21 protein-coding genes are annotated in these 24577 nt (G+C 62.3%); 15 read left to right on the forward strand and 6 right to left on the reverse strand.

What is annotated here, in order from left to right:
• Window positions 1–33: 33 nt before the first annotated feature.
• The 15 genes from QF092_RS13635 (at window position 34) to QF092_RS13705 (ending at window position 17811) form a co-directional block, all read left to right on the forward strand.
• Window positions 34–1209 carry a Gfo/Idh/MocA family protein gene (locus tag QF092_RS13635; RefSeq protein ID WP_420026461.1) on the forward strand — a complete coding sequence of 392 codons (1176 nt, stop codon included), beginning with the start codon at window positions 34–36 and terminating at the stop codon, window positions 1207–1209.
• A gap of 4 nt (window positions 1210–1213) precedes the next feature.
• On the forward strand, window positions 1214–3283 hold the full coding sequence (locus tag QF092_RS13640) for an FAD-binding protein (RefSeq protein WP_281464551.1): 2070 nt from the start codon (window positions 1214–1216) through the stop codon (window positions 3281–3283).
• Window positions 3280–4227 carry a sugar kinase gene (locus tag QF092_RS13645; protein WP_281464553.1) on the forward strand — a complete coding sequence of 316 codons (948 nt, stop codon included), beginning with the start codon at window positions 3280–3282 and terminating at the stop codon, window positions 4225–4227. The genes QF092_RS13640 and QF092_RS13645 overlap by 4 nt, the downstream gene beginning before the upstream one ends.
• 196 nt (window positions 4228–4423) lie before the next feature.
• Complete coding sequence (locus QF092_RS13650; protein ID WP_281464555.1) at window positions 4424–5995, forward strand: acyl CoA:acetate/3-ketoacid CoA transferase; 1572 nt, start codon at window positions 4424–4426, stop codon at window positions 5993–5995.
• Entirely contained in the window at window positions 5992–6759 is a 768-nt protein-coding gene (locus QF092_RS13655; RefSeq protein ID WP_281464557.1) for an enoyl-CoA hydratase/isomerase family protein, read from the forward strand. The genes QF092_RS13650 and QF092_RS13655 overlap by 4 nt, the downstream gene beginning before the upstream one ends.
• A gap of 3 nt (window positions 6760–6762) precedes the next feature.
• Entirely contained in the window at window positions 6763–8280 is a 1518-nt protein-coding gene (locus tag QF092_RS13660; RefSeq protein ID WP_281464559.1) for an aldehyde dehydrogenase family protein, read from the forward strand.
• A 34-nt stretch (window positions 8281–8314) separates the two neighbouring features.
• Window positions 8315–9568, forward strand: coding sequence for an ABC transporter substrate-binding protein (locus tag QF092_RS13665; protein WP_420026462.1), 1254 nt, complete (start codon window positions 8315–8317; stop codon window positions 9566–9568).
• Window positions 9569–9672: 104 nt separating this feature from the next.
• Window positions 9673–10569 carry a carbohydrate ABC transporter permease gene (locus QF092_RS13670; RefSeq protein ID WP_281464561.1) on the forward strand — a complete coding sequence of 299 codons (897 nt, stop codon included), beginning with the start codon at window positions 9673–9675 and terminating at the stop codon, window positions 10567–10569.
• Window positions 10566–11444, forward strand: a complete 879-nt coding sequence (locus QF092_RS13675) for a carbohydrate ABC transporter permease (protein ID WP_281464563.1) — start codon at window positions 10566–10568, stop codon at window positions 11442–11444. Before QF092_RS13670 ends, QF092_RS13675 begins: the two co-directional genes overlap by 4 nt.
• Window positions 11445–11448: 4 nt before the next feature.
• Window positions 11449–12561 (forward strand): ABC transporter ATP-binding protein, encoded by a 1113-nt coding sequence (locus QF092_RS13680; RefSeq protein WP_281464564.1) that lies wholly within the window; start codon window positions 11449–11451, stop codon window positions 12559–12561.
• Window positions 12561–14048, forward strand: coding sequence for a GMC oxidoreductase (locus QF092_RS13685; RefSeq protein ID WP_281464566.1), 1488 nt, complete (start codon window positions 12561–12563; stop codon window positions 14046–14048). Before QF092_RS13680 ends, QF092_RS13685 begins: the two co-directional genes overlap by 1 nt.
• Before the next feature lie 13 nt (window positions 14049–14061).
• Entirely contained in the window at window positions 14062–15639 is a 1578-nt protein-coding gene (locus tag QF092_RS13690; protein ID WP_281464568.1) for a GMC family oxidoreductase, read from the forward strand.
• Complete coding sequence (locus QF092_RS13695; RefSeq protein WP_281464570.1) at window positions 15636–15959, forward strand: Dabb family protein; 324 nt, start codon at window positions 15636–15638, stop codon at window positions 15957–15959. The genes QF092_RS13690 and QF092_RS13695 overlap by 4 nt, the downstream gene beginning before the upstream one ends.
• Window positions 15960–15977: 18 nt before the next feature.
• Window positions 15978–16979, forward strand: coding sequence for a LacI family DNA-binding transcriptional regulator (locus QF092_RS13700; protein WP_281464572.1), 1002 nt, complete (start codon window positions 15978–15980; stop codon window positions 16977–16979).
• 172 nt (window positions 16980–17151) lie between these two features.
• Window positions 17152–17811: a helix-turn-helix transcriptional regulator gene (locus tag QF092_RS13705; protein ID WP_281464574.1), complete on the forward strand. Its 660-nt coding sequence runs from the start codon at window positions 17152–17154 to the stop codon at window positions 17809–17811.
• A 75-nt stretch (window positions 17812–17886) separates the two neighbouring features.
• On the opposite strand, the gene QF092_RS13710 is transcribed toward QF092_RS13705, so the two are convergent.
• The 6 genes from QF092_RS13710 to leuS all read right to left on the reverse strand — a co-directional run bounded on the left by QF092_RS13710 (window position 17887) and on the right by leuS (window position 24511).
• On the reverse strand, window positions 17887–18789 hold the full coding sequence (locus QF092_RS13710) for a LysR substrate-binding domain-containing protein (protein ID WP_281464576.1): 903 nt from the start codon (window positions 18787–18789) through the stop codon (window positions 17887–17889).
• Between the two features lie 61 nt (window positions 18790–18850).
• Complete coding sequence (locus QF092_RS13715) at window positions 18851–19291, reverse strand: GAF domain-containing protein (RefSeq protein WP_281464578.1); 441 nt, start codon at window positions 19289–19291, stop codon at window positions 18851–18853.
• 32 nt (window positions 19292–19323) lie between these two features.
• A complete protein-coding gene (locus QF092_RS13720; RefSeq protein ID WP_281464580.1) occupies window positions 19324–20376 on the reverse strand; it encodes an HPP family protein in 1053 nt (350 codons plus the stop codon).
• 85 nt (window positions 20377–20461) lie between these two features.
• Complete coding sequence (gene holA / locus QF092_RS13725) at window positions 20462–21478, reverse strand: DNA polymerase III subunit delta (RefSeq protein WP_281464582.1); 1017 nt, start codon at window positions 21476–21478, stop codon at window positions 20462–20464.
• Window positions 21475–21969: an LPS assembly lipoprotein LptE gene (gene lptE, locus QF092_RS13730; RefSeq protein ID WP_281464584.1), complete on the reverse strand. Its 495-nt coding sequence runs from the start codon at window positions 21967–21969 to the stop codon at window positions 21475–21477. The genes holA and lptE overlap by 4 nt, the downstream gene beginning before the upstream one ends.
• Window positions 21956–24511, reverse strand: coding sequence for a leucine--tRNA ligase (gene leuS, locus QF092_RS13735; RefSeq protein ID WP_281464586.1), 2556 nt, complete (start codon window positions 24509–24511; stop codon window positions 21956–21958). The genes lptE and leuS overlap by 14 nt, the downstream gene beginning before the upstream one ends.
• Window positions 24512–24577 lie beyond the last annotated feature (66 nt).

The following is a 24577-nucleotide window of genomic DNA, read 5'->3' on the forward strand; positions in this document are numbered from 1 at the left end:
TGGAAGGTTCCAATAAGTCCTGAGGGCGACATAATGCCGGTAATACGGGTTGCAATCCTCGGCGCGGCGGGATGGATGGGCAGGGTTCACACGATGGCCTTCCAGACCTTTCCGCATTTCTTCGGCATGGCGGATGGCACAGCCGAAATCGCCGCACTGGTCGTGACGGATGCGCAGGCGGGGGCCGGCTTGCCGGGCGTTGCCCCCGGTACGCGCATTCTGACCGATTGGCGCGATGCGGTGAGCGACCCGGATATTGACCTTATCGACATCTGTCTGCCGGACCATCTGCATTATCCGGTGGCCAAGGCCGCGCTTCTGGCCGGAAAGCATGTCTTTTGCGAAAAGCCCTTGGCCGATACGGCGGCGGAGGCCAAGGAATTGGCCGATCTGGCCCGGGCAAAAGGCCTTAGCACCCGCGTGGGCCATGCCTTCCCCCGCAACCCCGTGCATGATCTGGCCAAGGAGATCATCACCTCGGGCGAGATTGGCGAGGTGCGGCTTTTCAAGGGATGCCAACATGTGGACATGTTTGGCGATCCATCGGCGCCTTTCATGTGGCGGGCGGATGGCGCCTTGGCCCCCACAGGGATCGTTGGGGATACGGGCAGCCATGTTTTCAGCTTTATGGAATTTCTGGTGGGACGGGTGCAGTCCCTTGTGGCCGATACGATGATCTTGACGCCAAGGCGGCCCGTCCTTGCCGGATCTGCGCTTGGGTCCGCCGGGGATGGGCTGACAGGGCAGGAGGACTGGGCCGAGGTGACCAATCCCGACGCAGCCCATATCCTTTGCCGGTTCGAAAATGGCGCGCGCGGGATCGTGGATTTCAGCCGCGTGGCCACAGGGCGGAAGTTCCGGCAGGGATATGAAGTCTATGGAACAAAGGGCAGCCTTATCTACGACTATGATGAGGTGAACCGCCTGCGGTTCTACACCAATGAAGACCGGGTCGGGCGGCGCGGGTTCCGGCAGATCGATGTCGGCCCCGAACATCCAACCTACCGTGCCTTCTTGCCCCTGCCCAATTTCGCGCTGGGGTATAACGAGACGAAAATCATCGAGGCGGCAGAGGTGATCCGGTCGATCACGCATGGGGTGCCGATGTGGCCGACCTTCGATACGGGCCACCACATCTGCCAGATCGTCGATGCCTGCATGGAAAGCGGGCGGCGACAGACCTGGGTCGATATCGATCTGGCGGGGTGACGCAATGCCGATCCACGTGCCGCAGCATATCCTCGACGCGCTGACCGATGTGGACATGCCGCGCCTTCCGCCGGACCCTGTTGCCACAAGCGGGGTTGAGGTGGCGGGGCTGCACCTGCCTGTTCATCGTGGGGACTGTCTGGTGATCGGGTCGGGGGCTGCGGGCCTGCGCACAGCGGTCGAATTGGCGCGGCGGGGCGTGGCCGTGCTGGTGGCCAGCCAGAGCGCATGGGGCGGGACCTCAGCCTGTTCTGGGTCTGACAAGCAGACGATCCATACGGCAAATACCGCAGACCGTGGCGATGATTTCAGGGCCATGGCCACGGCCATCGCCGCGGGCGGTTCGATGGACGCCGATACCGCCTATATTGAGGCGGTAGGGTCTGTGCGGTCGATGGCATCGCTGCAGTATCTGGGGCTACCGCTGCCGCAGGATAGGCTGGGCGGAACCTTGCGCTATCAGACCGATCATGACGAGGTTGGACGCGCGACAAGTTGTGGACCCCGCACCTCGCGCCTCATGGTCAAGGTGCTGGCGGAAGAGGCGTTGCGTCTGGGCGTGCCGATCCTGAACCAGACCCCCGCGCTGCGTCTGTTGATCGAAGGGGATCGCTGTCACGGCGCACTTTGTGCGCGGGTGCGCGACCGGACGGCAGAAAATCCCTTCGGTCTGTGCCTGATCACAGCGCCCATCGTCGCTCTGGCCGGGGGCGGACCCGGAGAGCTTTATCGCGACAGCGTCTATCCCAATGGCTGTTTCGGGACGCTGGGACTGGCCCTTGAGGCGGGGCTTGATCTGGTCAACCTGACAGAAAGCCAGTTCGGGATTGGCACAAGGCGCGAAGGGTTTCCATGGAACCTATCGGGCACCTATGTGCAGGCTATGCCGCATCTGTTTTCGCTAGATGCCGAGGGGCGCGAGCATCATTTCCTTAGTGGTTACTATCGGACGACGCAGGAACTGGCCTCCAACATCTTTCGCAAAGGGTATCAGTGGCCCTTCCATGCGACACGCATGCTGGATTTCGGATCCAGCCTGATCGATTTGGCCATCTTGCGCGAAAGCGCGGCAGGGCGGCGCGTGTTCATGGATTTCAACCGAAATCCCCAGCCCGTGCCGGGGGATCAGCCCTTTGATCTGGCCCGGCTAGATGTGGATGTGCGTGGCTATCTGGCCTCGGCCGGGGCGTGGCAGGCACTGCCGATTGATCGGCTGCGCCACATGAACCCGCTGTCGATCGAGCTTTATCGGCGCTATAAGGTCGACATCGCCACCGAACCCTTGGAATTCGCGGTGAACAATCAGCACATGAATGGCGGCGTCGCGGTGGATATCTGGGGCCGCAGTTCGCATCCCGCGATCTATGCGGTGGGCGAAGCGGCGGGGACCCATGGTGTCACGCGACCGGGGGGGGCTGCACTGAATGCGGGGCAGGTCTTTGGCACGCGAGCGGCGGAACATATCGCGGCAAAACATGCGGCAAGGCACCCAGCCGATCCAACCCGCTGCGCCGAGGTGGCGGTGGCAGAGGTGCAGGCGCTTTGCGTGGGAGATGGTGGTCTATGCCTGCGCAGTTTGCGTGACGAGGTGCAGGGGCGGATGAGCGATGCGGCAGGCATTTTGTGCGATGCGCCTACGGTGCGCAGCGCTCTTGCGGCTGCGCGAGATTTGAACTCCCGGATCGCACATCAGGGGATCACCATTGAACGTTCCGCCGAGGCGGCGCGCGCGGTGCAATGGCGGCAAATGGCGCTGGCCTCTGAAGCGGTGCTGTCTGCGCTGGATCACTACATCACGCGCGGCGGTGGCAGCCGAGGGGCGCGGGCGATCCTTGATCCGGCGGGCGAAGGGATGCCGATGGTGGCGCATGGCCCGCTGTCGGATGTGCGTTTCCGGATGGAACGGAAGGAAGACCGCGACCGCATGATCGTCTTGCGCTATGTCGCAGGCCAGTTTCGGATCGAGGAGCGCCGGACGCGACAGATGGACGTGACGAGCCGCGCCTTCTTTGAACGCGATTGGCCTGCCTGGTTGACTGGGGCGATTTATGGCGCTGGGGCGCTAGTGGAATGAAGATGATCCGTCACCGGTCGGTGCGTGCCATCGGCGAAGCGATGGTCGAGATGGCGCCTGTGGGCGACGGTCTGTATCGCCGGGGCTATGCGGGCGACACGTACAATACGGCTTGGCATATGGCCCAGTGGCTGGGCCTGCGGGCCGAGGTGGGGATGATCACCCGGCTGGGTGAGGATCGGCTATCGGATGCCTTTGTGGAGGCCATGGCCGCAGATGGCATGGCGGTCAGCGGCATATCGCGTGATCCTGCGCGACGCATGGGCCTTTACATGATCGAACTCGATGGGGTGGAGCGCAGCTTTCACTATTGGCGCGACACCTCTGCCGCGCGGCATCTGGCGGATGATCCGGGATTTCTGGCGAATGCGTTGCACGGGGTGGGTTTGGTGCATCTGTCAGGCATCACCTTGGCGATCTTGTCGCCTGATGGGCGGGATCGGCTGCTGGCCGCCTTGGCCGATTTCCGGGCGGCGGGGGGTGTGGTGGCCCTTGATCCGAACATCCGTCCGCGGCTTTGGTCATCGTTGGAGGAGATGCGTGCGGCACTGACGCGGATGATGGGCCAGACAGATATCGCGCTGCCCAGTCTGGACGATGAAAGGACCCATTTTGGCGACGCCGATGCTATGGCGACCGTCCGGCGGTTGCAGGCTTGCGGGGTGGACGAGGTGGTCGTGAAGGACGGGCCGGGGCCGGTGATCCTGTCGACCAACGGGTCTGTGACCGAGTATTTGACACCGCCCGTTGCTAAGATCGTCGATACCACAGGCGCAGGCGATGCCTTCAACGCGGGTTACCTTGCTGCCCGCATGATGGGCCGTGACGCTGCCGAGTGCGTGGGCGCGGGGCAAAGGATGGCGGCTGCGGTCCTGTCACAGCACGGTGCGCTGGCGACGAAAAGCGCGGTTTCGACCCTGCCCAAACCCGACAGCGTGGTCTGACGCGGCGGCGTCACGGCGATCTGCCTTTGTGTCGTTTTCGTTCCTTGCGGAATTGGCTTTCTGATCTGTTGACAGGAAGTGGATCGTTCCAGTAAACAATTTGGAACGATCCTATAATCGGAATCAAGGATCAGATGGGCGCGCAAACAACGTTTGCCGCAACGGTGAAGGCTTGTCTGCGCGGGGGCGGATCACGATGACGAAGGTTGTTTCGCCTGCCGAAGCCGCGGCGCGCATCGGTGATGGGGCTGTCCTTACGGTGTCGTCATCTTCATCGCTTGGCTGCCCTGACAAGGTGCTTGAGGCGATTGGGGCGCGGTTTCGGGCCGAAGGCCATCCGCGCGGCCTGACCTCTATTCATCCCATCGCGGCGGGTGACATGTATGGGGTGAAGGGGATTGACCATCTGGCGCAAGATGGCCTTCTGGCGCGGGTGGTTGCCGGGTCTTACCCTTCGGGATCGTCGAACCTGCCGATGCCCGAAATCTGGAAGATGGTCACTGAAGACCGGATTCCTGCCTATAACGTTCCCTCGGGTATCCTGTTCGACATGCATCGCGAGGCGGCAGCGCGGCGGGCAGGTGTTCTAACAAAGGTGGGCTTGCAAACCTTCGTGGACCCGGTTCGCGAGGGCTGCGCGATGAATAGCAAAGGCGCAGCCAGCCCCATCGTCGCAAGGGTGCAGTTTGGGGGGGAAACATGGCTCCACTTTCCCAATATCGTGCCGGATGTCTGCATCCTGCGTGCCACCACAGCGGATGAAAACGGCAACCTGACCTATGAACATGAAGGCGCCTATCTTGGCGGGTTAGAGCAGGCGATCTGCGTCCGTAACCATGGTGGTCTGGTCATCGCGCAGGTGGCGCGTGTCACGGCGAAGGGATCGCTGCGCCCCCATGACGTGCGTGTGCCGGGGCATCTGGTGGATCTGATCGTCGTCGATCCCGATCAGAAACAGACCTGTGAAACGCCCTACGATCCCGCGATTTCGGGGCAGATCATGCGGCCATGGTCCAGCTTCTCCTTAGCCGAACATGGAGTTGAGAAGGTCATCGCCCGCCGCGCTGCGATGGAGCTGCGGGCCGGGATGACGGCCAACCTCGGTTTCGGGATATCGGCCATGGTGCCGCGCATCCTTCTGGAGGAGGGCCATCCCGAAGCGGTGACCTGGGCCATCGAACAAGGCGCGGTGGGGGGCATGCCGCTGACGGGATTTGCCTTCGGCTGTGCATCCAATGCCGATGCCTTTGTTCCGTCGCCCCAGCAATTCATCTATTTCCAAGGCGCGGGGTTCGATCTGTCTTTCCTGTCGTTCCTTGAGGTGGATGTAGAGGGGAACGTCAATGTCTCCAAACTCGGCAAGAAGCCCTATCTGACGGCGGGCTGCGGCGGGTTTGTCGATATCACCGCCCATGCGCGGAAGATCGTCTTCTCGGGTTGGTTCGAGGCAGGGGCGAAGATCGCCCTAACGCCCGATGGCATCCGCGTCGCAGCGCCTGGCAAGTTCACCAAGATGGTTCAGGCGGTGGAGCATGTCACCTTTTCCGGCGCGCGGGCCCGGGAACAGGGGCAAGAGGTTCTTTATGTCACCGAACGCTGCGTGATGCGGCTGGGCGATGGCGGGCTTGTTGCGACAGAGATCATGCCGGGGATCGACCCTGCGCAGGATATTGTTGCCGCCAGCGCCGGGCGGGTGAGTGTGGCGGACAATGCGACCGTGCTACCCCTTTCGCTGTTGGCCGAGGGCCCGATGGGATGGGCACCATGAGCCGCGTGCATCTTTCCCTTCATGGCCGGGTGGCAGAGTTGCGGCTGGACAATCCCGCGAAGCTGAATGCTTTCACGGTCGAGATGTTGGCGCAATTGGCGGGGCATCTGGACACGATCGAACGCAGTGCCGACATCGCCTGTGTTCTGGTCACGGCAGCAGAGGCAAAGGCCTTTTGCGCCGGGGCCGATATCAACGGATGGGGCGACCTGACGCCTGCCGAATTCGCGCGGCATTGGGTGCGCGGCGGGCATAGGATTTTTGATCGGCTGGCACGTCTGGCGCGGCCCACCATCGCGGTGGTGCAGGCCCATGCTTTTGGTGGTGGGCTGGAACTCGCAGCGGCTTGCGATATCCGCGTGATGGGGCCGAAGGCTACCTTGGCCTTGCCCGAGGCACAGGTGGGCATCGTTCCGGGGTGGTCCGGTTCTCAACGTCTTTCCCGGCTACTGCCAGAGCCGGTGGTAAAGGAAATGGCGCTTTTCGGGCGGCGGATCACGGCGGACCGGGCGCTGGCCATGGGCTTTGCCGCCGAAGTGGCCGAGGATGCCCGCGCCAGTGCCGAGGCGATTGCCGCCCGTGTCTTAGACCTTTCGCCGCGCGCGGTCGAGATCACAAAGGCCATGATTCATGCCGGGGCGGGTGAGGATGCCCCCGCCCTGATCGAGGCGCTGGGCAGCGCCGCCATCTCTGCCAGCGCCGACCGTGACGAAGGCGTCGCCGCCTTCCGCGCAAAGCGCAAGGCGATCTTTCCGGGGACCTGACCGATGACCGAGATGACGCTTGTTCCGCGCCGTGATGCTGCCCTGCCCGAGATGCGGGTGAACCGCCACTGGATTGGCGGCCAGTGGATGGAAGGGGCGCATTGGACGGAACGCCACTCTCCGTCGCACGGACATGTGGTGAGCCGATCCGCAGCCGGCACCGAGGCCGAGGTTGAAACCGCCGTTGCAGTGGCCCGTGCTGCCTTTGACGATGGGCGGTGGTCGCGTCAGCCTGCCAAGGCGCGCGCGGCGGTGCTGCTGCGGGTGGCCGATCTGATCGAGGCGCATGCCGGCCTTTTTGCCGTGATCGAAACGCTGGAATCCGGCAAGCCCATCACGCAGGCACGGGGCGAAGTGGCGGGGGCGGCCGATCTATGGCGCTATGCTGCGGCCTTGGCGCGCACGGGGGAAGGGGACAGTTTCAACGGGCTTGGCCCGGACATACTGGCCACGATCTTGAAGGAACCGATCGGCGTGGTGTCCATCATCACGCCTTGGAATTTTCCCTTCTGGATCCTTAGCCAGAAACTGCCCTTCGCGCTGGCGGCGGGTTGCACCTGCGTGGTGAAACCATCCGAGATGACACCATCCACTACCGTAATGCTGGCCGATCTTCTGGCCGAGGCGGGGCTCCCTTCTGGCGTGGTGAACATCGTGCTTGGCCTCGGCCAGCCCGTGGGGGCGCGGATGTCGGCGCATCCTGCGGTGGACATGGTCACTTTCACCGGCTCTACCGCCGTGGGCCGCACCATCAGCCGGATTGCAGCAGACAATCTAAAGAAGGTGGCGCTGGAACTAGGGGGCAAGAACCCGCAGGCGATCTTTGCCGATGCCGACTTGGACAGTGCCGCCGATGCCGTTGTCTTCGGCGTCTATTTCAACGTCGGCCAATGCTGCAATTCGGGCAGTCGCATCCTTGTGCAGGAAGAAATTGCCGAGGCCTTTGTTGCAAAGGTGGTGGCCCTGTCGCGCCATGTGACCTTTGGCGATCCGATGGACCCCGAGACGCAGGTGGGGGCTATCGTCACACCGGAACACCGCGACCGGATTGATGCTCATGTGAAGGCTGCCCAAGCGGCAGGCGCGCGGGTGGTGCTGGGTGGCGGTGCGCTGGATGTGCCGGGATTGGGCGCGCAGTTCTACAGGCCCACTATCGTGACGGGCGTCACCCCCGACATGGCCATCGCGCGGGATGAGGTGTTCGGCCCGGTTCTGACCGTGCAGACCTTCCGCACGCTGGATGAGGCCATCGCCCTTTGCAACGACGCCGATTATGGCCTTTCCGCCGGGGTCTGGAGCGAAAATGTCCACACCTGCCTTGCCTTCGCGCGGGGGGTTCAGGCGGGCACCGTCTGGACCAATACATGGATGGATGGCTTCCCCGAAGTGACCTTCGGCGGGGTCAAGCAATCCGGCCAAGGGCGCGAGATCGGCCGCTACGGGCTGGAGGAGTTCACAGAGATCAAGTCGGTCGTCATGCGCATCGGGCGCACGCGGGCGAATTGGGTGAAGACCCGCTGACGGCGGGAAAACAAACGCAACCGGGAGGAAGACGATGCGTGCGATGATGAAGACGACGGTCAAGGCTCTGGCCGTGCTGGCGATGACCACTTCGCTGGCCAAAGCGGCGGATGTTGAAGTGCTGCACTGGTGGACCAGCGGCGGCGAGGCGGCGGCAGTTGGCGTGCTGAAGGACAACCTTGCCGCAGGCGGTACGGGCTGGGTGGACATGCCCGTTGCCGGTGGCGGCGGCGAGGCGGCGATGACCGCGCTGCGCGCGCGGGTGACGGCGGGCGATGCACCGACGGCGGTGCAGATGCTGGGCTTCGACATTCAAGACTGGGCCGCCGAGGGCGCGCTGGCCGACCTGACGGCCACGGCACAGGCCGAGGGCTGGGACAAGGTGGTTCCGGCGGCGCTGCAGGCCTTTTCCACCAATGACGGCAAATGGGTGGCCGCCCCGGTAAACGTGCATTCCACCAACTGGGTCTGGATTAACAAGGCCGCGCTTGATGCTACCGGCCTTGCCGCGCCGACGACTTGGGAAGAACTGGTCGCGGTTCTGGACAAGATGAAGGAGGCCGGCATCACCCCGCTGGGCCATGGTGGCCAACCGTGGCAGGAAGCCACAGTGTTCGACGGGATCGTCCTGTCGCTGGGTGGCGATTTCTACAAGGCGGCCTTCGTCGATCTGGACCCCGCCGCGCTGGGCGGTGAGCAGATGGCCGAAGCCTTCAACCGCCTGATCACGCTGCGGTCTTATGTGGATGACAACTTCTCGGGCCGTGATTGGAACCTTGCCTCTGCCATGGTGATCAACGGTGAGGCCGGGATGCAGATGATGGGCGACTGGGCCAAGGGCGAATTCCTGAAGGCAGGCAAGGTGCCGGGCACGGATTTCGTCTGCATCCGCTTCCCCGGAACACAAGGGTCGGTCACCTTCAACTCTGACCAATTCGCCATGTTCAACCAAACCGACGCGGGCAAGCAGGACGCGCAGGTCAATATGGCCAAGGCGATCATGGACCCGGCCTTCCAGTCGGCCTTTAACGTGGTGAAGGGGTCGGTTCCGGCGCGGACGGACGTGTCGAACGAGGCTTTCGACGACTGCGGCAAGAAGGGCATGGCCGACCTTGCGGAAGCCAATGGCGCGGGCACGCTGTTCGGCTCGATGGCGCATGGCCATGCGGCGCCTGCATCGGTGAAGAACGCCACGTATGACGTGATCACGGCGGCCTTCAACGGTGAATATGCCGATGGCGCGGCGGCAGCAGCGGCGTTGGCCGAAGCTGTCGCGGCGGCGCAGTAACGCGACGAAAGGGGGGCGGTCTTTCGGTCGCCCCCAAATTCCTTCGAAGGAATTTGCAAAAGTTTCCGAAAACTTTTGATCTTTCCCGGCTGGGAGGCCCCCACATGACCGCGTCCACCGCGCCTGATTTCCGTACGCGCTTGCAGGACTGGCTGCCAAAGCTGGTGCTGGCCCCATCCTTTGCCGTGACCATCCTTTTCGTCTACGGCTTCATCGCCTTCACGGTCCTTCTGTCCTTCACCGGGTCGAAGATGCTGCCGCGCTATGACTTTGTCGGCTGGGAGAATTACGCAAAACTTTGGGCGCTTCCTGCCTGGAACACGGCGATCGTGAACATCGCGATTTTCGCGTCTCTCTACATCATCATCTGCACCGTCGTCGGCCTGATGCTGGCGATCTTCCTCGACCAGAAAATCCGGGGCGAGGGCGTGCTGCGGCCCATCTACCTTTATCCCATGGCGCTTTCGTTCATCGTGACGGGGACGGCATGGAAATGGTTTCTGGACCCCGGCATCGGGCTGGAAAAGGTGATGCACCTTTGGGGGTGGGAGAGCTTCTCCTTCACATGGATCAAGGACAGCGACATGGCGATCTACACCATCGTCATCGCCGCCGTCTGGCAAACCTCGGGCTTTGTCATGGCGATGTTTCTGGCGGGGCTGCGGGGGATCGACAATGAAATCCTGAAGGCCGCGCAGATTGACGGGGCGTCGAACTTGCAGCTTTACCGCCGGATCGTGATCCCGCTTTTGCGCCCAGCCTTCCTGTCGGCCTTCGTGATCCTGTCCCACTTGGCCATCAAGTCCTATGACCTTGTCGTGGCCCTGACGGGCGGCGGGCCGGGCCGCGCGACAGAGATGCCTGCGACCTTCATGTATTCCTACACCTTCACCCGCAACCAAATGGGGATCGGGGCATCCTCTGCCGTGATCATGCTGATGACCATCGCTGCGATCATGGTTCCCTACCTTTACGCCGAGCTGAGGGAGAAGAAGGGATGAGTGCCGTCACACAAGACACCGCCGTCCGCACGGGCCGCGTGACGCGGGTCTTTATCTACCTTCTTCTGCTTCTGTTCGCGCTGTTCTACTTGCTGCCGCTTTACGTCATGGGCGTGAACTCGGTGAAGCCTTTGGCCGAGATCACGGGCGGCAACATGATGGCGCTGCCGCAGGTCTGGACGTTGGAGCCGTGGCGTTCTGCATGGTCGACCGCGCAGATCGGCGTCGAACCTACGGGGTTGAAGCCCTATTTTCTGAATTCGATCCTGATGGTCGTCCCGGCTGTCGCCATCTCTACCATCGTGGGCGCGCTGAATGGCTATGTGCTGACGAAATGGCGCTTTCGCGGGGATACCTGGGTCTTTGGCCTGATGCTGTTTTCCTGCTTTATCCCGTTTCAGATCGTGCTGATCCCGATGGCTGTGGTTCTGGGCAAGCTGGGGCTGGCCGGGTCGGTGCCGGGGCTGATCCTTGTCCATGTCGTCTACGGGATCGGCTTCACCACGCTTTACTTCCGCAACTACTATGCCGCCTTCCCAACTGAACTGGTGCGCGCCGCGCAGATCGACGGGGCTGGGTTCTTTCAGATCTTTTTGCGCATCCTGCTGCCCGTGTCCGGCCCCATCGCGGTGGTCAGCGTGATCTGGCAGTTCACCAACATCTGGAACGACTTCCTCTTCGGCGCCTCTTTCGGCGGGACCAGCCAGCCGATGACGGTTGCGCTGAATAACCTCGTCCAGTCTTCGACCGGCGTGAAGGAATACAACGTCCACTTCGCTGGCGCGATCCTCGCCGCGCTTCCCACCCTAATCGTCTATATCGTCGCGGGCCGATACTTCGTGCGCGGGCTGATGGCGGGATCAGTAAAGGGCTGAAATCATGGGCTTTCTTGACATCCGTGACGTCACCAAATCCTACGGTAACGTCGAAGTCCTGCACCGTGTCGACATTGCGGTTGAGGAGGGAGAGTTCCTTGTTCTTGTCGGCCCCTCAGGCTGTGGGAAGTCCACCCTTCTCAACATGATCGCAGGGCTAGAGGCGATCACCGGGGGTGAGATCGCCATCAAGGGGCGCGTGGTGAACGGCGTGCATCCGTCCAAGCGCAATATCGCGATGGTGTTCCAGTCCTACGCGCTTTACCCCAATATGACCGTGGGACAGAACATGACCTTCGGGCTGGAGATGCATGGTGTGCCAAAGCCAGAGCGGGAACGCGCGCTGGCCGAGGTGGCGAAGCTTTTGCAGATCGACCACCTGCTTGACCGTAAGCCGGGGCAATTGTCGGGCGGGCAGCGGCAGCGCGTCGCTATGGGGCGGGCGCTGGTGCGTGACCCAGATGTGTTTCTGTTCGATGAACCGCTTTCGAACCTTGACGCCAAGCTGCGCGTCGACATGCGGACCGAGATCAAGAAACTGCACCAGAAGCTCAAGACAACCATCGTCTATGTCACCCATGACCAGATCGAGGCGATGACCCTGTCCACCCGGATCGCGGTAATGAACAAGGGGTATGTGCAACAACTGGGCACGCCCAAGGAAATCTACGACACACCCGCGAACCTGTTCGTTGCGACCTTCATGGGCAGCCCTGCGATGAATATCGTACCTGCAAAGGTGGTGGTTCAGGATGGCGTGCCGCATGCCAGCGTGACGGATGCGGACGGCACGCCGCGCTTGCTGCGCTTTTCGCAAGGGAACCTTGCGGCATGGAACGGGCGCGACATCCTGCTGGGTATCCGGCCCGAGGCGATCACCGATCCCGAAGGGGCGGATCGCAAGTCCGGCAATATTCAGCCCCTTGCGAACCGTGTGACGGTGACGGAACCTGCGGGTTCCGACACGTTTGTGACGATGACCCTTGGCGGCAAGGATGCCATCGCCCGGATGCGTGCGGATGCCGCCGTGTCGGCCGGTCAGGTCTACGAGTTCGCGGTCAACATGGAAAAGGCGGTGGCCTTCGATCCGGCTACCGAAGGAAGGATCGCCCCCTGATGGATGCAGATATCATCATCGTCGGTTCCGGCATGGGGGGTGCGACACTGGCAGCTGCCCTCGCCCCGACGGGGAAGCGTATCCTGATTCTTGAACGCGGCGAAAGGCTGGTCGACAGCCCAGAAGCCCGCGATCCAACGGCGATCTTCCAGCGCGGGCATTTCCGGCCCAAGGAAACATGGCTTGATGCCGAAGGCCGCCCTTTCAACCCTGGTAATTATGCTTTTGTCGGCGGCAATACAAAGTTTTACGGGGCCGTCCTGCTGCGCTATCGGGCTGAAGATTTCCGACCCCTGCGCCATATCGGCGGGGTCACGCCTGGATGGCCCATTGGTTACGACACGATGGAACCCTTTTACACGCAGGCCGAACATTTGTATCGCGTGCGCGGCGATGCGACAGGCGATCCGACCGAGCCGCTGCATTCCGCGCCTTATCCTTTTCCGCCCGTTCCCGATGAACCGGATATCGCAGAACTGCGGCGTGCCTTTTCTGCGCAGGGCTTGCATCCAACCGCGCTGCCGCTTGGCGTTGATATCGACCGCTGGCTTGCCCGCGCGCCTACCACATGGGACGCTTTTCCTGACAGCACGGGCGCAAAGTCGGATGCCGAAAGCTGCGGTTTGGCCGCAGCATTGAAGCATCCCAATGTCACGCTGATGACCGGGACGGTGGTGCGCCGTTTTCTGGCGGAGGGCCGACGCGTGACGGCGCTGGAGGTCGAGGGGCCGCAGGGCAAAGCCACTTTACGTGCGCCCCTCATCTGCCTTTGCGCAGGGGCGGTGATGACGGCGGCGCTGCTGCTTGCCTCGGCCAATGAAGACCATCCGACGGGCCTTGCCAATCGATCCGATCAGGTGGGCCGGAATTTCATGAACCACAATCTGACGGCGATGATCGCCTTCAACCCGCTGCGGCGGAACCGTTCGGTCTATGAAAAGACCATCCAGTTCAACGACTGGTATCTGACAGGCGGCCCAGAGGGCGAACCCTTGGGCAATGTCCAGATGCTGGGGCGGGTGACAGGGCCGATCCTTGCCGGGGAAAGCGGCTTGCCTTTTTGGCTTTCCAACCTTCTGGCGGATCGGTCGATCCATATCATGGCTATGTCCGAAGATCTGCCCGATCCCAACAGCCGCGTGATGTGGAAGGGTGGGCAGATCGTGCTGGACTGGCGCAAGACGAATGTCGCGGCGCATGATCTTCTTGTGGCGCTCTTGAAGCGGGCGATGCGCCGCGCGGGTTGGCCGATTGTCCTGTCCAAGGGATTCCCGAAATCGAAACCCAGCCATCAATGTGGCACGGCCCGCATGGGGGATGATCCTACCGCATCGGTCGTGAATGCCGATCTGAAGGCGCATGACCTTGAAAACCTTTATATCGCCGATGCCTCGGTCCTGCCGACCTCGGCGGCGGTCAATCCGTCCCTGACCGTAGCCGCGCTAGCGCTGCGGCTGGGGCGGCATCTGGCCAACCGCGCCGCCTGAAGGAGCCACCACCATGCCTTGGGACTACATCATCGTCGGCGGCGGTTCGGCCGGGTCAGTTCTGGCCGCGCGCCTGTCCGAAGACCCAACCGCACGCGTCCTCTTGCTTGAGGCAGGGCCGCGCGATTGGCATCCCTTCTACGCTATCCCGGCGGGTTTCGCGAAGATGACCAAGGGCATTGGGTCATGGGGTTGGCACACCGTTCCGCAACGCCACATGCGGGGAATGCAGATCCGCTTTACGCAGGCCAAGGTCCTGGGCGGTGGATCCACGGTGAATGCGCAGATTTACACCCGTGGCCATCCGCTGGACTATGACGAATGGCGGCAGGCGGGCTGCACGGGGTGGGGATACGAAGATGTGCTGCCCTATTTCCGCAAGGCCGAAGACAATGACACATGGGACAATCGCTGGCATGGCAAGGGCGGCCCGCTGGGGGTAAGCAAGCCCGCCGCGCCCTTGCCCATCTGCGAGGCTTATTTCGCCGCGGCAGGTCAATTTGGCATCCCGACCAACCCTGACCTGACCAGCGAAACGCCCGAAGGTGTGGGCTATTACCAACTGACACAGCGCAGGGTGCGGCGGTCGTCGGCGTCGAAGGCCTATCTCGGCCCCGTGGAACGGGACAGACCGAATCTTTCGGTTCTGACCGGAACGCAGGTGCTTCGTATCGTGGTCGAGGGCGGGCGCGCTGTTGGGGTGGAACTTGCGCGCCATGGCGTGCTGCTGGCAGAGCGCGAGGTGATCCTGTCTGCCGGCGCGATCGGTTCGCCGCGCCTGTTGCAACTGTCAGGGATCGGTCCGGCTGACCATTTGCGCAGCTTGGGCATTCCGGTCGTGCTGGATCAACCGGGGGTGGGGGCCAATTTCCATGATCATCTCGATCTTTTCGTGATCGCGGAATGCAGCGGGCCCTACACCTATGACCGATATGCCAAACCGCATTGGTCCGCCATCGCGGGGCTTCGCTATCTGCTGACGCGAACGGGTCCTGTAGCGTCAAGCCTGTTCGAAACGGGTGGCTTCTGGTGGGCCGATCCCGCCGCGCGATCACCCGATATCCAGCTTCACCTTGGCCTTGGATCAGGGATCGAGGCGGGCGTAGCGGCCATGCCGCAGGGGGGTGTGACACTGAACTCCGCCTTTTTGCGACCAAGATCGCGCGGCACGGTGCGGCTGGCCAGTGCCGACCCTCTGGCCGCACCCTTGATCGATCCGAATTACTGGGAAGACCCCTATGACCGCGAGATGTCGATCCGCGGCCTGAAACTCGCGCAAGAGATCATGCGGCAGGATGCCCTGCGTCCCTTCATAAAGGCTGAACGCCTGCCGGGGCCTGAGGTGCGGACGGACGAAGATTATTTCGCCTACGCCTGCACCCATGCCAAGACAGACCACCATCCTGCGGGGACCTGCCGCATGGGTTCCGATCCTTCGGCAGTCGTTGACCCGACGCTCCGGTTCAATGGGATTGATGGGTTGCGGGTGGTAGACGCTTCGATCATGCCGCAGGTCGTTTCGTCCAACACCAATGCCGCGACCATCATGATCGCGGAAAAGGCAGCCGATCTGATCCGGGGGGCCGCATGATCCGCCATATCGTCCTTGTCCGATTTCGCAGCGATCTTGGTGAAGAGGCGATTGCCGCCATCCTAGCCGCGCTGGGCCCGCTTTCTACCCGGCTCGGCTTCACCGCTGCTTGGGGGCGCAGCGAGAGTCCCGAACAGATCGAACGTGGCTATCTGCATGGTTTCGTGGCCGATTTTACCTCGTGGGACCATCTCGCCGCTTATCAGGCCGATGCAGAACACAAGGCCTTTGGCGCAGCTTTGATGCAGAATGCACAGGGCGGGATGGATGGCATTCTGGTCTTTGATCTTGCAATCCAAGACCCAGTTTCCATAACCTGACCATCGCAGGGGGACTGGATGACAAGGCCAACCATCATCGATGTAGCGAAGGCGGCCGGTGTTTCCAAATCGACGGTCAGCCTTGTTCTTCAAAACAGCCCCTCGGTGAGCGCCAAGACGCGCGAAGATGTGCGCAAGGCGATGCAGGAACTGGGCTATGTCTACAACCGCGCGGCGGCGAACCTACGGTCGTCGCAGGTTGGTCTGGTCGGGTTGGTGATCAACGATCTGAAGAACCCCTTCTTCGCGGAATTCGCGACTGCGGTGCAGATGGCGATATCGGATGCAGGCTATGCGACGGTCGTTGCCAATACGGATGAAAACCCCGCCCTTCAGGCACGCACCATTGCGGCGATGATCGAACATGGCGTGTCCGGCCTGATCATCTCACCCGCCTATGGCGATGAAGAGGCGACCTTCGGGCAACTTACCCGCGCTGGTGTTCCCGCACTTCAAGTCTTGCGCAAAGTCAGCCCACGAACGGACCTTTTTCCCTTCGCTGCGCCGGATTATGCGGCGGGTGGGCGGCTGGCGGCGCAGCATCTGATTGCAACCGGCGCGCGGCGCATTGCCTTTGTCGGCGGGATTGAGGATCGGTCCGTCACGGCAGAGCGTCTTTCAGGCTATTTGCAAGTTCTGGCCGAACATGGACAGCAGCCGAAGATCCTTCATGGCCGTCCGACGCGCGCCTTCGGGCGCGAATGCGCAGACAGGTTGATCAGTGATCCCGATTGCGATGCCGCCGTCTGTTTCAATGATTTAGTGGCTTTGGGCGTCATTTCCGGCTTTGCCAGCCGTGGCCATCTGGTTGGGCGTGACTTCCGTCTGGTGGGGTTTGACGATATCGAGGAGGCCGCGCAAAGCTATCCGCCCCTCTCTTCGGTGCATTGCGGGATTTCCGGTTTTGGCCAGCAGATGGCAGCGACCTTGATGTCTTGGCTGAATGAAGGCGCGCGCCCCGTGGCCGAAACGCGGACGCCCGTCGATCTGGTCATCCGCGCCTCGTCTCTGGTCGGTTGATCCGATCCAAAAGCTCTGCCGCCAGAAAGTCATGCGGCGGCTTCTATGCCGATGTGGCTTTCCTTGGCTGCCTCACTGTGTAAGGTGTCCGTTTGAGAGAGGGCGGAATAGAAATCTTAGCATCCCTGAAACTCGTCTCATCCAGTTGCGTATCGGTTGCGAAGGTTTGCTGATGGAATACGCACGAATGGACCGCCCTTTGGATCTGCTGATCGCCGATGACCACATGATCGCGGCCACCGCGATAAAGCGGCTTGTGAATGATGCGCTTCCAGACCTTCACGTGGAACTTTGCCCCAAGCCCGAGCAGTTGCGTTCCCTTCTATTGGATCGTCAGCCCAAGGTCGTCGTTCTGAGCTATGGGACCCCCGATCTTTACCTTGACGTGCTTGGCCACACGGCGCGCCTTATGAACGAACGGCCGCGCGTCGTTTTGTTCGGAACCGGCCGGATTGAAGTCGATTGGACCAGCGATCTGATCTCGGCATCGTTGCCGCGCAACTGCGGGCTGGCCCAACTGGTTGAGACGCTGCGGACACTACTGGAACCGGCGGAGGAATTCGTTCCGATCCCCATGTATCTCGGGTCTGTGGAAGGCATCCACGAAAAGGCACTACAGCTTTCGCCGGTTCAACTGGCCATCGGGCGGCTTGTGGCGCAGGGGTTGTCGCAGAAGATGATTGCCGAACGGATGCGTCTGGGCGAAGGCAGCGTACGATCCTATATCACAAAGGCAGTCAGGGATCTGCGCCTAAAAGATCGGCACGAATTCGCGGCGTGGACCACGGCCTTCTTCCTGGTTACTGCTCGCCATAAGGGTAGAACGAACTGATCTGCCTCTTGCATTCACGCCGCAGGCACAAAGCAGCAAAGCGTCCAGCGAACTGTTCCATAGCGTCATGCATTGTCACCGGTTCGGCACGTTGCTTTGGGCCGACCTGATGAAGTTCAGCGCGGGCGGAGAAAGAGGTGCGCCCCGTCGCCAGGCGAGGCCGACCTGAACGGACGGAAGATCGCCGGACACATCCCTGATTTCGATCCGGTCGCCTTCCAAGGACCAGGGCCGATAGACAAGGCTAGGCAGAATGGCGAGCCCTGCGCCGGTCGCGACAAGTGACCTGACGGCCTCAACGCTGCGGGTGCGGAACGCCACCTCGGGTTTCACAGGCAATGCGGCGGTCAGGCGGCGAGTGCTCTCCTCGATCTCATCCACCATCAACTGGATCAGGGGCTGACCCGCCAGTTCCTCCAACGCGATGGCTTCTTGCTGCGCGAGCGCATGGCCCAAGGGCAGCCAGAGGCGGTACGGAGACACCAGCAGCGTTTCCACCTGCAATGCCATGCGGTCCTTGACGGAAGAGGTTAGCAGGACGGCTACGTCCAACTCCCCCCCGATCAGAAGGTGTTGGAGGTAATCGCCATTATCCTCGATGACGTTCAATTCGACTTGCGGGAAGGCGCGTCGAAAGCGCGACAGGATGTCAGACAGCACATAACCTGCAACCAGTGAGGTGACGCCAAGCGATAGGCGGCCCGTGGCGGTTTCCGCCTCATCCCGAAAGGCGGTGCGAGCCGTGGCGACATCGGCAAGAATCTGGCGCGCATGGCGCAGAAAGGCCGATCCTTTATGAGTGATAAGAAGCCCACGCGCCTGTCGATCAAACAGGATGACGCCCAGATCATCTTCAAGCGCGCGGATCGCTTCGGTCACCGAGGATTGCGAGATTGAAAGCCCCCGCGCCGCACCGGACACGCTGCCTGCCTCTGCAGCGGCGACGAAGAACTGAAGTTGGCGGAGCGTAAAGGCCATGGACGTTTCACTTTTTGGCAGGCCGCCGGGGGCTTCGCGCCCCCGGACCCCCGCGGAGTATTTAAGCCAAGATGAAGCCGGGATCGAGAAGCAGGGCAGCCTTATACCGTTCAAGTATCGCGCTGTAGGCGGCCAAGCGATCTTGTGTAAAGTGCTGCGCCTCGGCCAGAAGGTTGACCGTGCCGGGAACGGCGCCATCGGGTGCGATCACGGGCAGATTGGCGGCAGAGCCAAGCCCCATGGCGGTGATGAGTGCATGGTCGAAGAAGACTGTGGCAAAGGCATCGGGCGAGTTCGCGACAAATGGCTTGGCGCGCCTGATGCAGAGGTCGTACCACGCGTCCCGTTCCAGCGGTTTGGTGCCATGCGTCGGGTATTCCTGCGGATGTGAGGTATAGGCCCTTCGAAAAAGGCCAGCACGAAGGTCATGGGTTGTGATCGTGAAAAGCCGTGCACCAAGTGCGGCGCAGTCTTGGTGCAGGGCGACGAAAACATCTGACATGTGGGCATAACGCCATGCGCGCTGGCTTCTGTCTAGCTGTCGCGCAGGCGGGCGGCCAGAAGGGCGATCAGATCGGATCTTGTGACAAGGCCGATCAGGCGGGGGCCATCGCAGATGGGCAGTGCCTGCTGGCCTCCTTCGGCAAGACGAGCCATTAAGGCGGCAGCATCAGCAGTTGGAGGCAAGGGCGGCACCGGGCGGGCCAGGTGCAGGGCCGTCTGCTGCGGGTCGGTCAGACCAAGAAGCGCCGCCTGATCCACCAGCCCAAGGTAGCGGTCGCAGTCGACCACGGGCAGGGTCTTATAGCCGTGCTGGCGGAAAAGAGTGGCCAGCATAGGCAGGGAAGTGTCAGGGGCCACAGTGACAAGGTCGCGCGTCATGACATCGGCAGCCGTCAATCCGCCAAGATGATTGCGCGCAGCCTCTGTTTCGGCGGCATCCAGGACACGGGCCAGATCGGCCACGCCGATATTGGGGGCCATGCGCAGGCGATCCAGCAGCGCGGCAAGATCCTTGGGCGCAAGACCTCGGCGGTGGGCGGCGGTCGGCGCTGCCTGCGGTTGCCGGAATGGATAGGCGCGCCCCGTCGCGCGGTTCCAAAGAATTCCGCCCAGAACAAGAACCGCCGATCCCGCTGCCACGGGCAGGGCCGCGAAGGACAGGCCCGGAAAGCCGGGATCACCCGCTGCCACGACTGTCGCCAAAGCCACCGCACCTGATGGCGGATGAAAGGCGCGGGCCAAAGCCATGACAAGGATCGCAAGAGCCACCGCAACAGGCGCGGCAAGGCGGGCGTCCGGCAGGACTGACGCCACTGCCACCGCCACACCTGCCGCAAGGCTGTTGCCCATCATGACAGACCATGGCTGAGCCAGCGGGCTGTTTGGCAACCCGAAGACAAGAAATGCCGAGGCACCGAAGGGCGCGATCAGCAGCATCTGCCCTGGCACCGCCCCCGGTGTCAGCAGCCACAGCGCCACCTCACAGACCAGAAGGCCAAGGCCCGCACCCGCTGCCGCCCGTAATGCCTCGCGCCTTGGGGGGGCGGTCATGGCGGGGCCGAAGGCGCGAAGGGGGTGGGTCATGGTCGGGGCCTTGTCTTGGTCGCGTCCGGCGATCCTTCGTCGGAAAGGGGCCTGCAGGTTGGACACTCCGCTGCCCGTATGCAACCTATCCCCGCATCAGCGCCAGCTTTAGAAGCGCACGCTCCATCACCGCCATTGCTGGTGCGCGTGAGGCAGAGCGTAGCGTGAGGTCGGTCTCTACCAAAAGCGCGAGGGCATCTTCTAGGCGTCGCAACGACCATTGCCCCGCTTGCCGGATCATCACATCGCGGACCCTAAAGTTGATGCCGCGCATCCTGCCCAGCGCAGCCGCCGCCCCGCCCGGTTCACTTGCCGCCGCATGAAGCGTGCGGAAATGGCGCATTGCGGCAATGCAAAGACCGACGGGTTGGGTTCCCTGCGCCTCGAGCCGCCGCAGAAGGGGGCCGATCGCGTCCACTTTGCGGTCAGCGACCGCGGTTATCAGATCGTCCACCTCGGCCTCGACCGTGGCGGGGGCCAGATCGGCAATCTCGGCCGGGGTCAGAGGCGAGGGGTCGCCATGCTTGTAAAGTGCGATTTTTTCCAAGGTCTGTCGGAAATCGCCGGGGTCGAGGGTGCGGGCCAGCGATGACAGGTCCGTCATCGCCTCGCGGTCTATGGAGGTAAGCCCGGCTTTCTTCAGCGAGTCTTCGATTTCCTCGCGCGTGGGTGGATCGTCGTAAAGGCCAATGCAGACGGCTGAAGGATGCTTTTCAAACATCATCTTTAGGGCGGACTTGCCGGTTAACCCGCCTGCCGTGACGATGATGGTTGCATCGCCTGCGCGCCAATCGGACAAAGCTGCGGACAGCGTCGCGGTTAGGCTATCGGTTGCATCCTCGACAAAGGCCACGCGCGGGCCGAGGAAAAACCCCTGCGCCTTGATGGCATCGGCCAATAACGCGCCGTCCTTGCGGAGGTCTGCGGCAGGAATGCGCGTCAGGCGCATTTCTGCTTCGCCTTCCGGGCCGATCAGCGCGGCGATGACATCCTGCCGTTTTAGCGCCACGCGCATGGGATCGGCGCCAAAGATCAAAAGCCCCGGCTTGCCGGGATCAGGGCGCGCGAAATAGCGCGCGGCTTCGGCGCCCTTTAGGATCATTGGCCGAGCGTAGGTGCCTTGGCGAGCAGACGCAGGATCACCTGATCTGCCAGCATGACGGAAAGGCGACGATAGGCATCATCTTCGGCGGCAAGGCCTGCCACAGTGGTACCCGTTGCCGACCAAGAGGTGAAGGCGCGCACCGTGCCCCCCGCAACACGGGTTCCGCTGGGCTGTTCCGTCAGGGTCCATGTGGCGCTGCCCAGAAGGGTATAGCGCGTCGTGACATTCGCCGCAGTCACCCCGCCGGATTCGCGCGACGCCGAGATGACATAGCCAAGGCTGTAAGCCGCATTCGACGTATCCCCCAATCGCGCGATGATTCGGCTAGCGAAGTCGAAATCCGGTTTGGATTGCGGGGTCTGCACCTCCACCTGCCCACGCAGGGCGCTAGCGCCACCCTCAGGGCCATAAGCCGGTGTGAAACCGCAAGCCGCAAGCGGCAGCAGGGAAAGACCAAACAGAAACTGACGGCGGTCAGACAACGACATTGATGATGCGCCCCGGCACGACGATGATCTTCTTCACCGGCTGCCCGGCAAGGAACTTGATCACAGCTTCGTCTGCTAGGGCGATCTTTTCAACCTCAGTCGCGGCCATATCCTTGGGAACGGTGATTTCCGCCCGCCGCTTGCCATTGATCTGAATGGGCAGGGTCACCTCATCCTCCACCAACAGCGCAGGGTCCGCCTTGGGCCAAGGGGCCAGCGTCACAAGGCCAGCGCCACCCAGCATCGACCAAACCTCTTCGGCCAGATGCGGGGTCATAGGCTGCATCAGCTGGGCCATCACCTTCATCGCGTCACGCTTGGCAGAGGCCCCTGCCTGCGACCGCTGCAAGGTGTTGGTGAATTCGTAAAGCTTTGCGATGGCCTTGTTGAAGGCGAATCCCTCGATGCCCTTCGTCACCTCGTCAATCGCCTTTGCCGTTGCGCGGGCCAGCGCCAGATCCTCTGCACCATTGGCGGCGGCATCGGATTGCGCGATCTCGTCCGCGATGCGCCAGACGCGCGACAGGTGTTTGAACGCCGCCTCGGCCCCTGATGCGGTCCATTCCACATCGCGTTCGGGCGGGCTGTCGGACATGACGAACCAGCGCGCGGTATCAGCCCCGAACTGGGCGATGATGTTCATCGGGTCGACGACGTTCTTCTTTGACTTCGACATCTTGGCCGAAGGGATGATCTCCACCGCCGTGCCGTCCTTCAGTGTGGCCCCCACATCGCTGCGGATCACATCTTCAGGTAGGTGGTAGACGGGGCGGCCGTTTGCATCGCGCGTAAAGTAAATCTCATGCGTGACCATGCCTTGGGTGAATAGCGCGTTGAACGGTTCAACCGCCTTTTGCGGCAGGTGGCCGGTCTTTGCCATCGCCCGTGCAAAGAAGCGGGAATAAAGCAGGTGCAGAATCGCATGTTCGATCCCGCCGATATACTGGTCGACGTTCATCCAGTATTCGGCATCCTCGGCCACAGTGGGCGTGGTCGCGCGGGGCGAGGTAAAGCGGGCGTAATACCAAGACGAGTCCACAAAGGTATCCATCGTGTCCGTCTCGCGCCGGGCTTTGGCGCCGCAGTTCGGGCAGGTGCAATCGCGCCAGGTTGGGTGGCGGTCCAGCGGGTTGCCCGGAACGTCGAAGGTCACGTCATCAGGCAGCGTAACGGGCAGATTCGCCTTGGATTCCGGCACCACCCCGCAGGTGGCGCAATGCACCACCGGGATCGGGCAGCCCCAATAGCGCTGGCGGCTAATGCCCCAGTCACGCAAACGGAACTTGGTGACACCCTTTCCATAACCATTTGTTTCTGCGTGCGAAATGGCTGCAGCAATGGCCTCCTCCCCAGTCTGAGAGGTGTTCCCGGCGAAGCCCCGCACGTAAGTCACGCGTTCAGATTTCATCGGCACGAACGCCTCGGCCAACGGGGAGTCCTCGGCACCTTCGGCCACGAAAACCGCCTTGATCGGCAAGCCATACTTCGTAGCAAAATCGAAATCGCGCTGGTCATGGGCAGGGCAGCCGAAAATGGCCCCGGTGCCGTAATCCATCAGGATGAAATTCGCGATCCAGACGGGCAGTTCCCATTCCGGGTCGAGCGGGTGCTTCACCCTGATGCCTGTGTCATAGCCGATCTTTTCCGCCGTCTCGATCTCTTCGGCGCTGGTGCCGCCCTTGCGGCATTCCGCGATAAAGGCCGCGACCTTCGGATCCTGTTCCAGCGCCTTGGCCAACGGATGATCGGCCGAGATGGCGGCGAAAGATGCCCCCATCAGAGTGTCAGGGCGGGTGGTGTAAACCTCAAGCGTCTCAAACCCGGCGGGTGCCCCGACGGTATCGAAGGCGAATTGCAGCCCCCGCGACTTGCCGATCCAGTTCGCCTGCATCAGGCGCACCTTTTCCGGCCAGTTCGTCAGCCCGTCCAGCGCGTTCAGCAGGTCTTCCGAATAGTCCGAAATCTTAAAGAACCACTGCGTCAGCTCACGCCGTTCCACCGCCGCGCCCGACCGCCATCCCTTGCCGTCGATCACCTGCTCATTAGCGAGAACCGTCATATCGACCGGGTCCCAGTTCACCACGGCGGCCTTGCGATAGACGAGGCCCGCTTCCAGCATGTCGATGAACATGGCCTGCTGTTGACCGTAATATTCCGGGTCGCAGGTGGCGAATTCGCGGCTCCAGTCGATCGACAGGCCAAGCGGCTTCATCTGCGCGCGCATGTCGGCGATATTGCCGTAGGTCCAATCCTTCGGATGGCCACCACGTTCCATCGCGGCGTTTTCGGCGGGCATACCGAAGGCATCCCAGCCCATAGGGTGCAGCACGGAAAAGCCCGCCGCTGCCTTCTGCCGCGCCACCACATCGCCCATCGTGTAGTTGCGCACATGGCCCATGTGGATGCGCCCTGATGGATAGGGGAACATCTCCAGCACGTAATACTTGGCCTTCGCCGGTTCACGCCGCGCGGTAAAGGCCCCTGCCGCATCCCATGCGGCTTGCCATTTCGGTTCGGTCTGGCCGGGTTCATAGCGCGACATCATCAGGTCCCAAGCATCTGGTTGCGCGCGCCGTTATACAAGGCGCGCAGCCAAGGTCCAGCCGGG

Origin of the sequence: Fuscovulum ytuae, assembly GCF_029953595.1 — a bacterium.
GTDB classification, from domain to species: domain Bacteria; phylum Pseudomonadota; class Alphaproteobacteria; order Rhodobacterales; family Rhodobacteraceae; genus Paragemmobacter; species Paragemmobacter ytuae.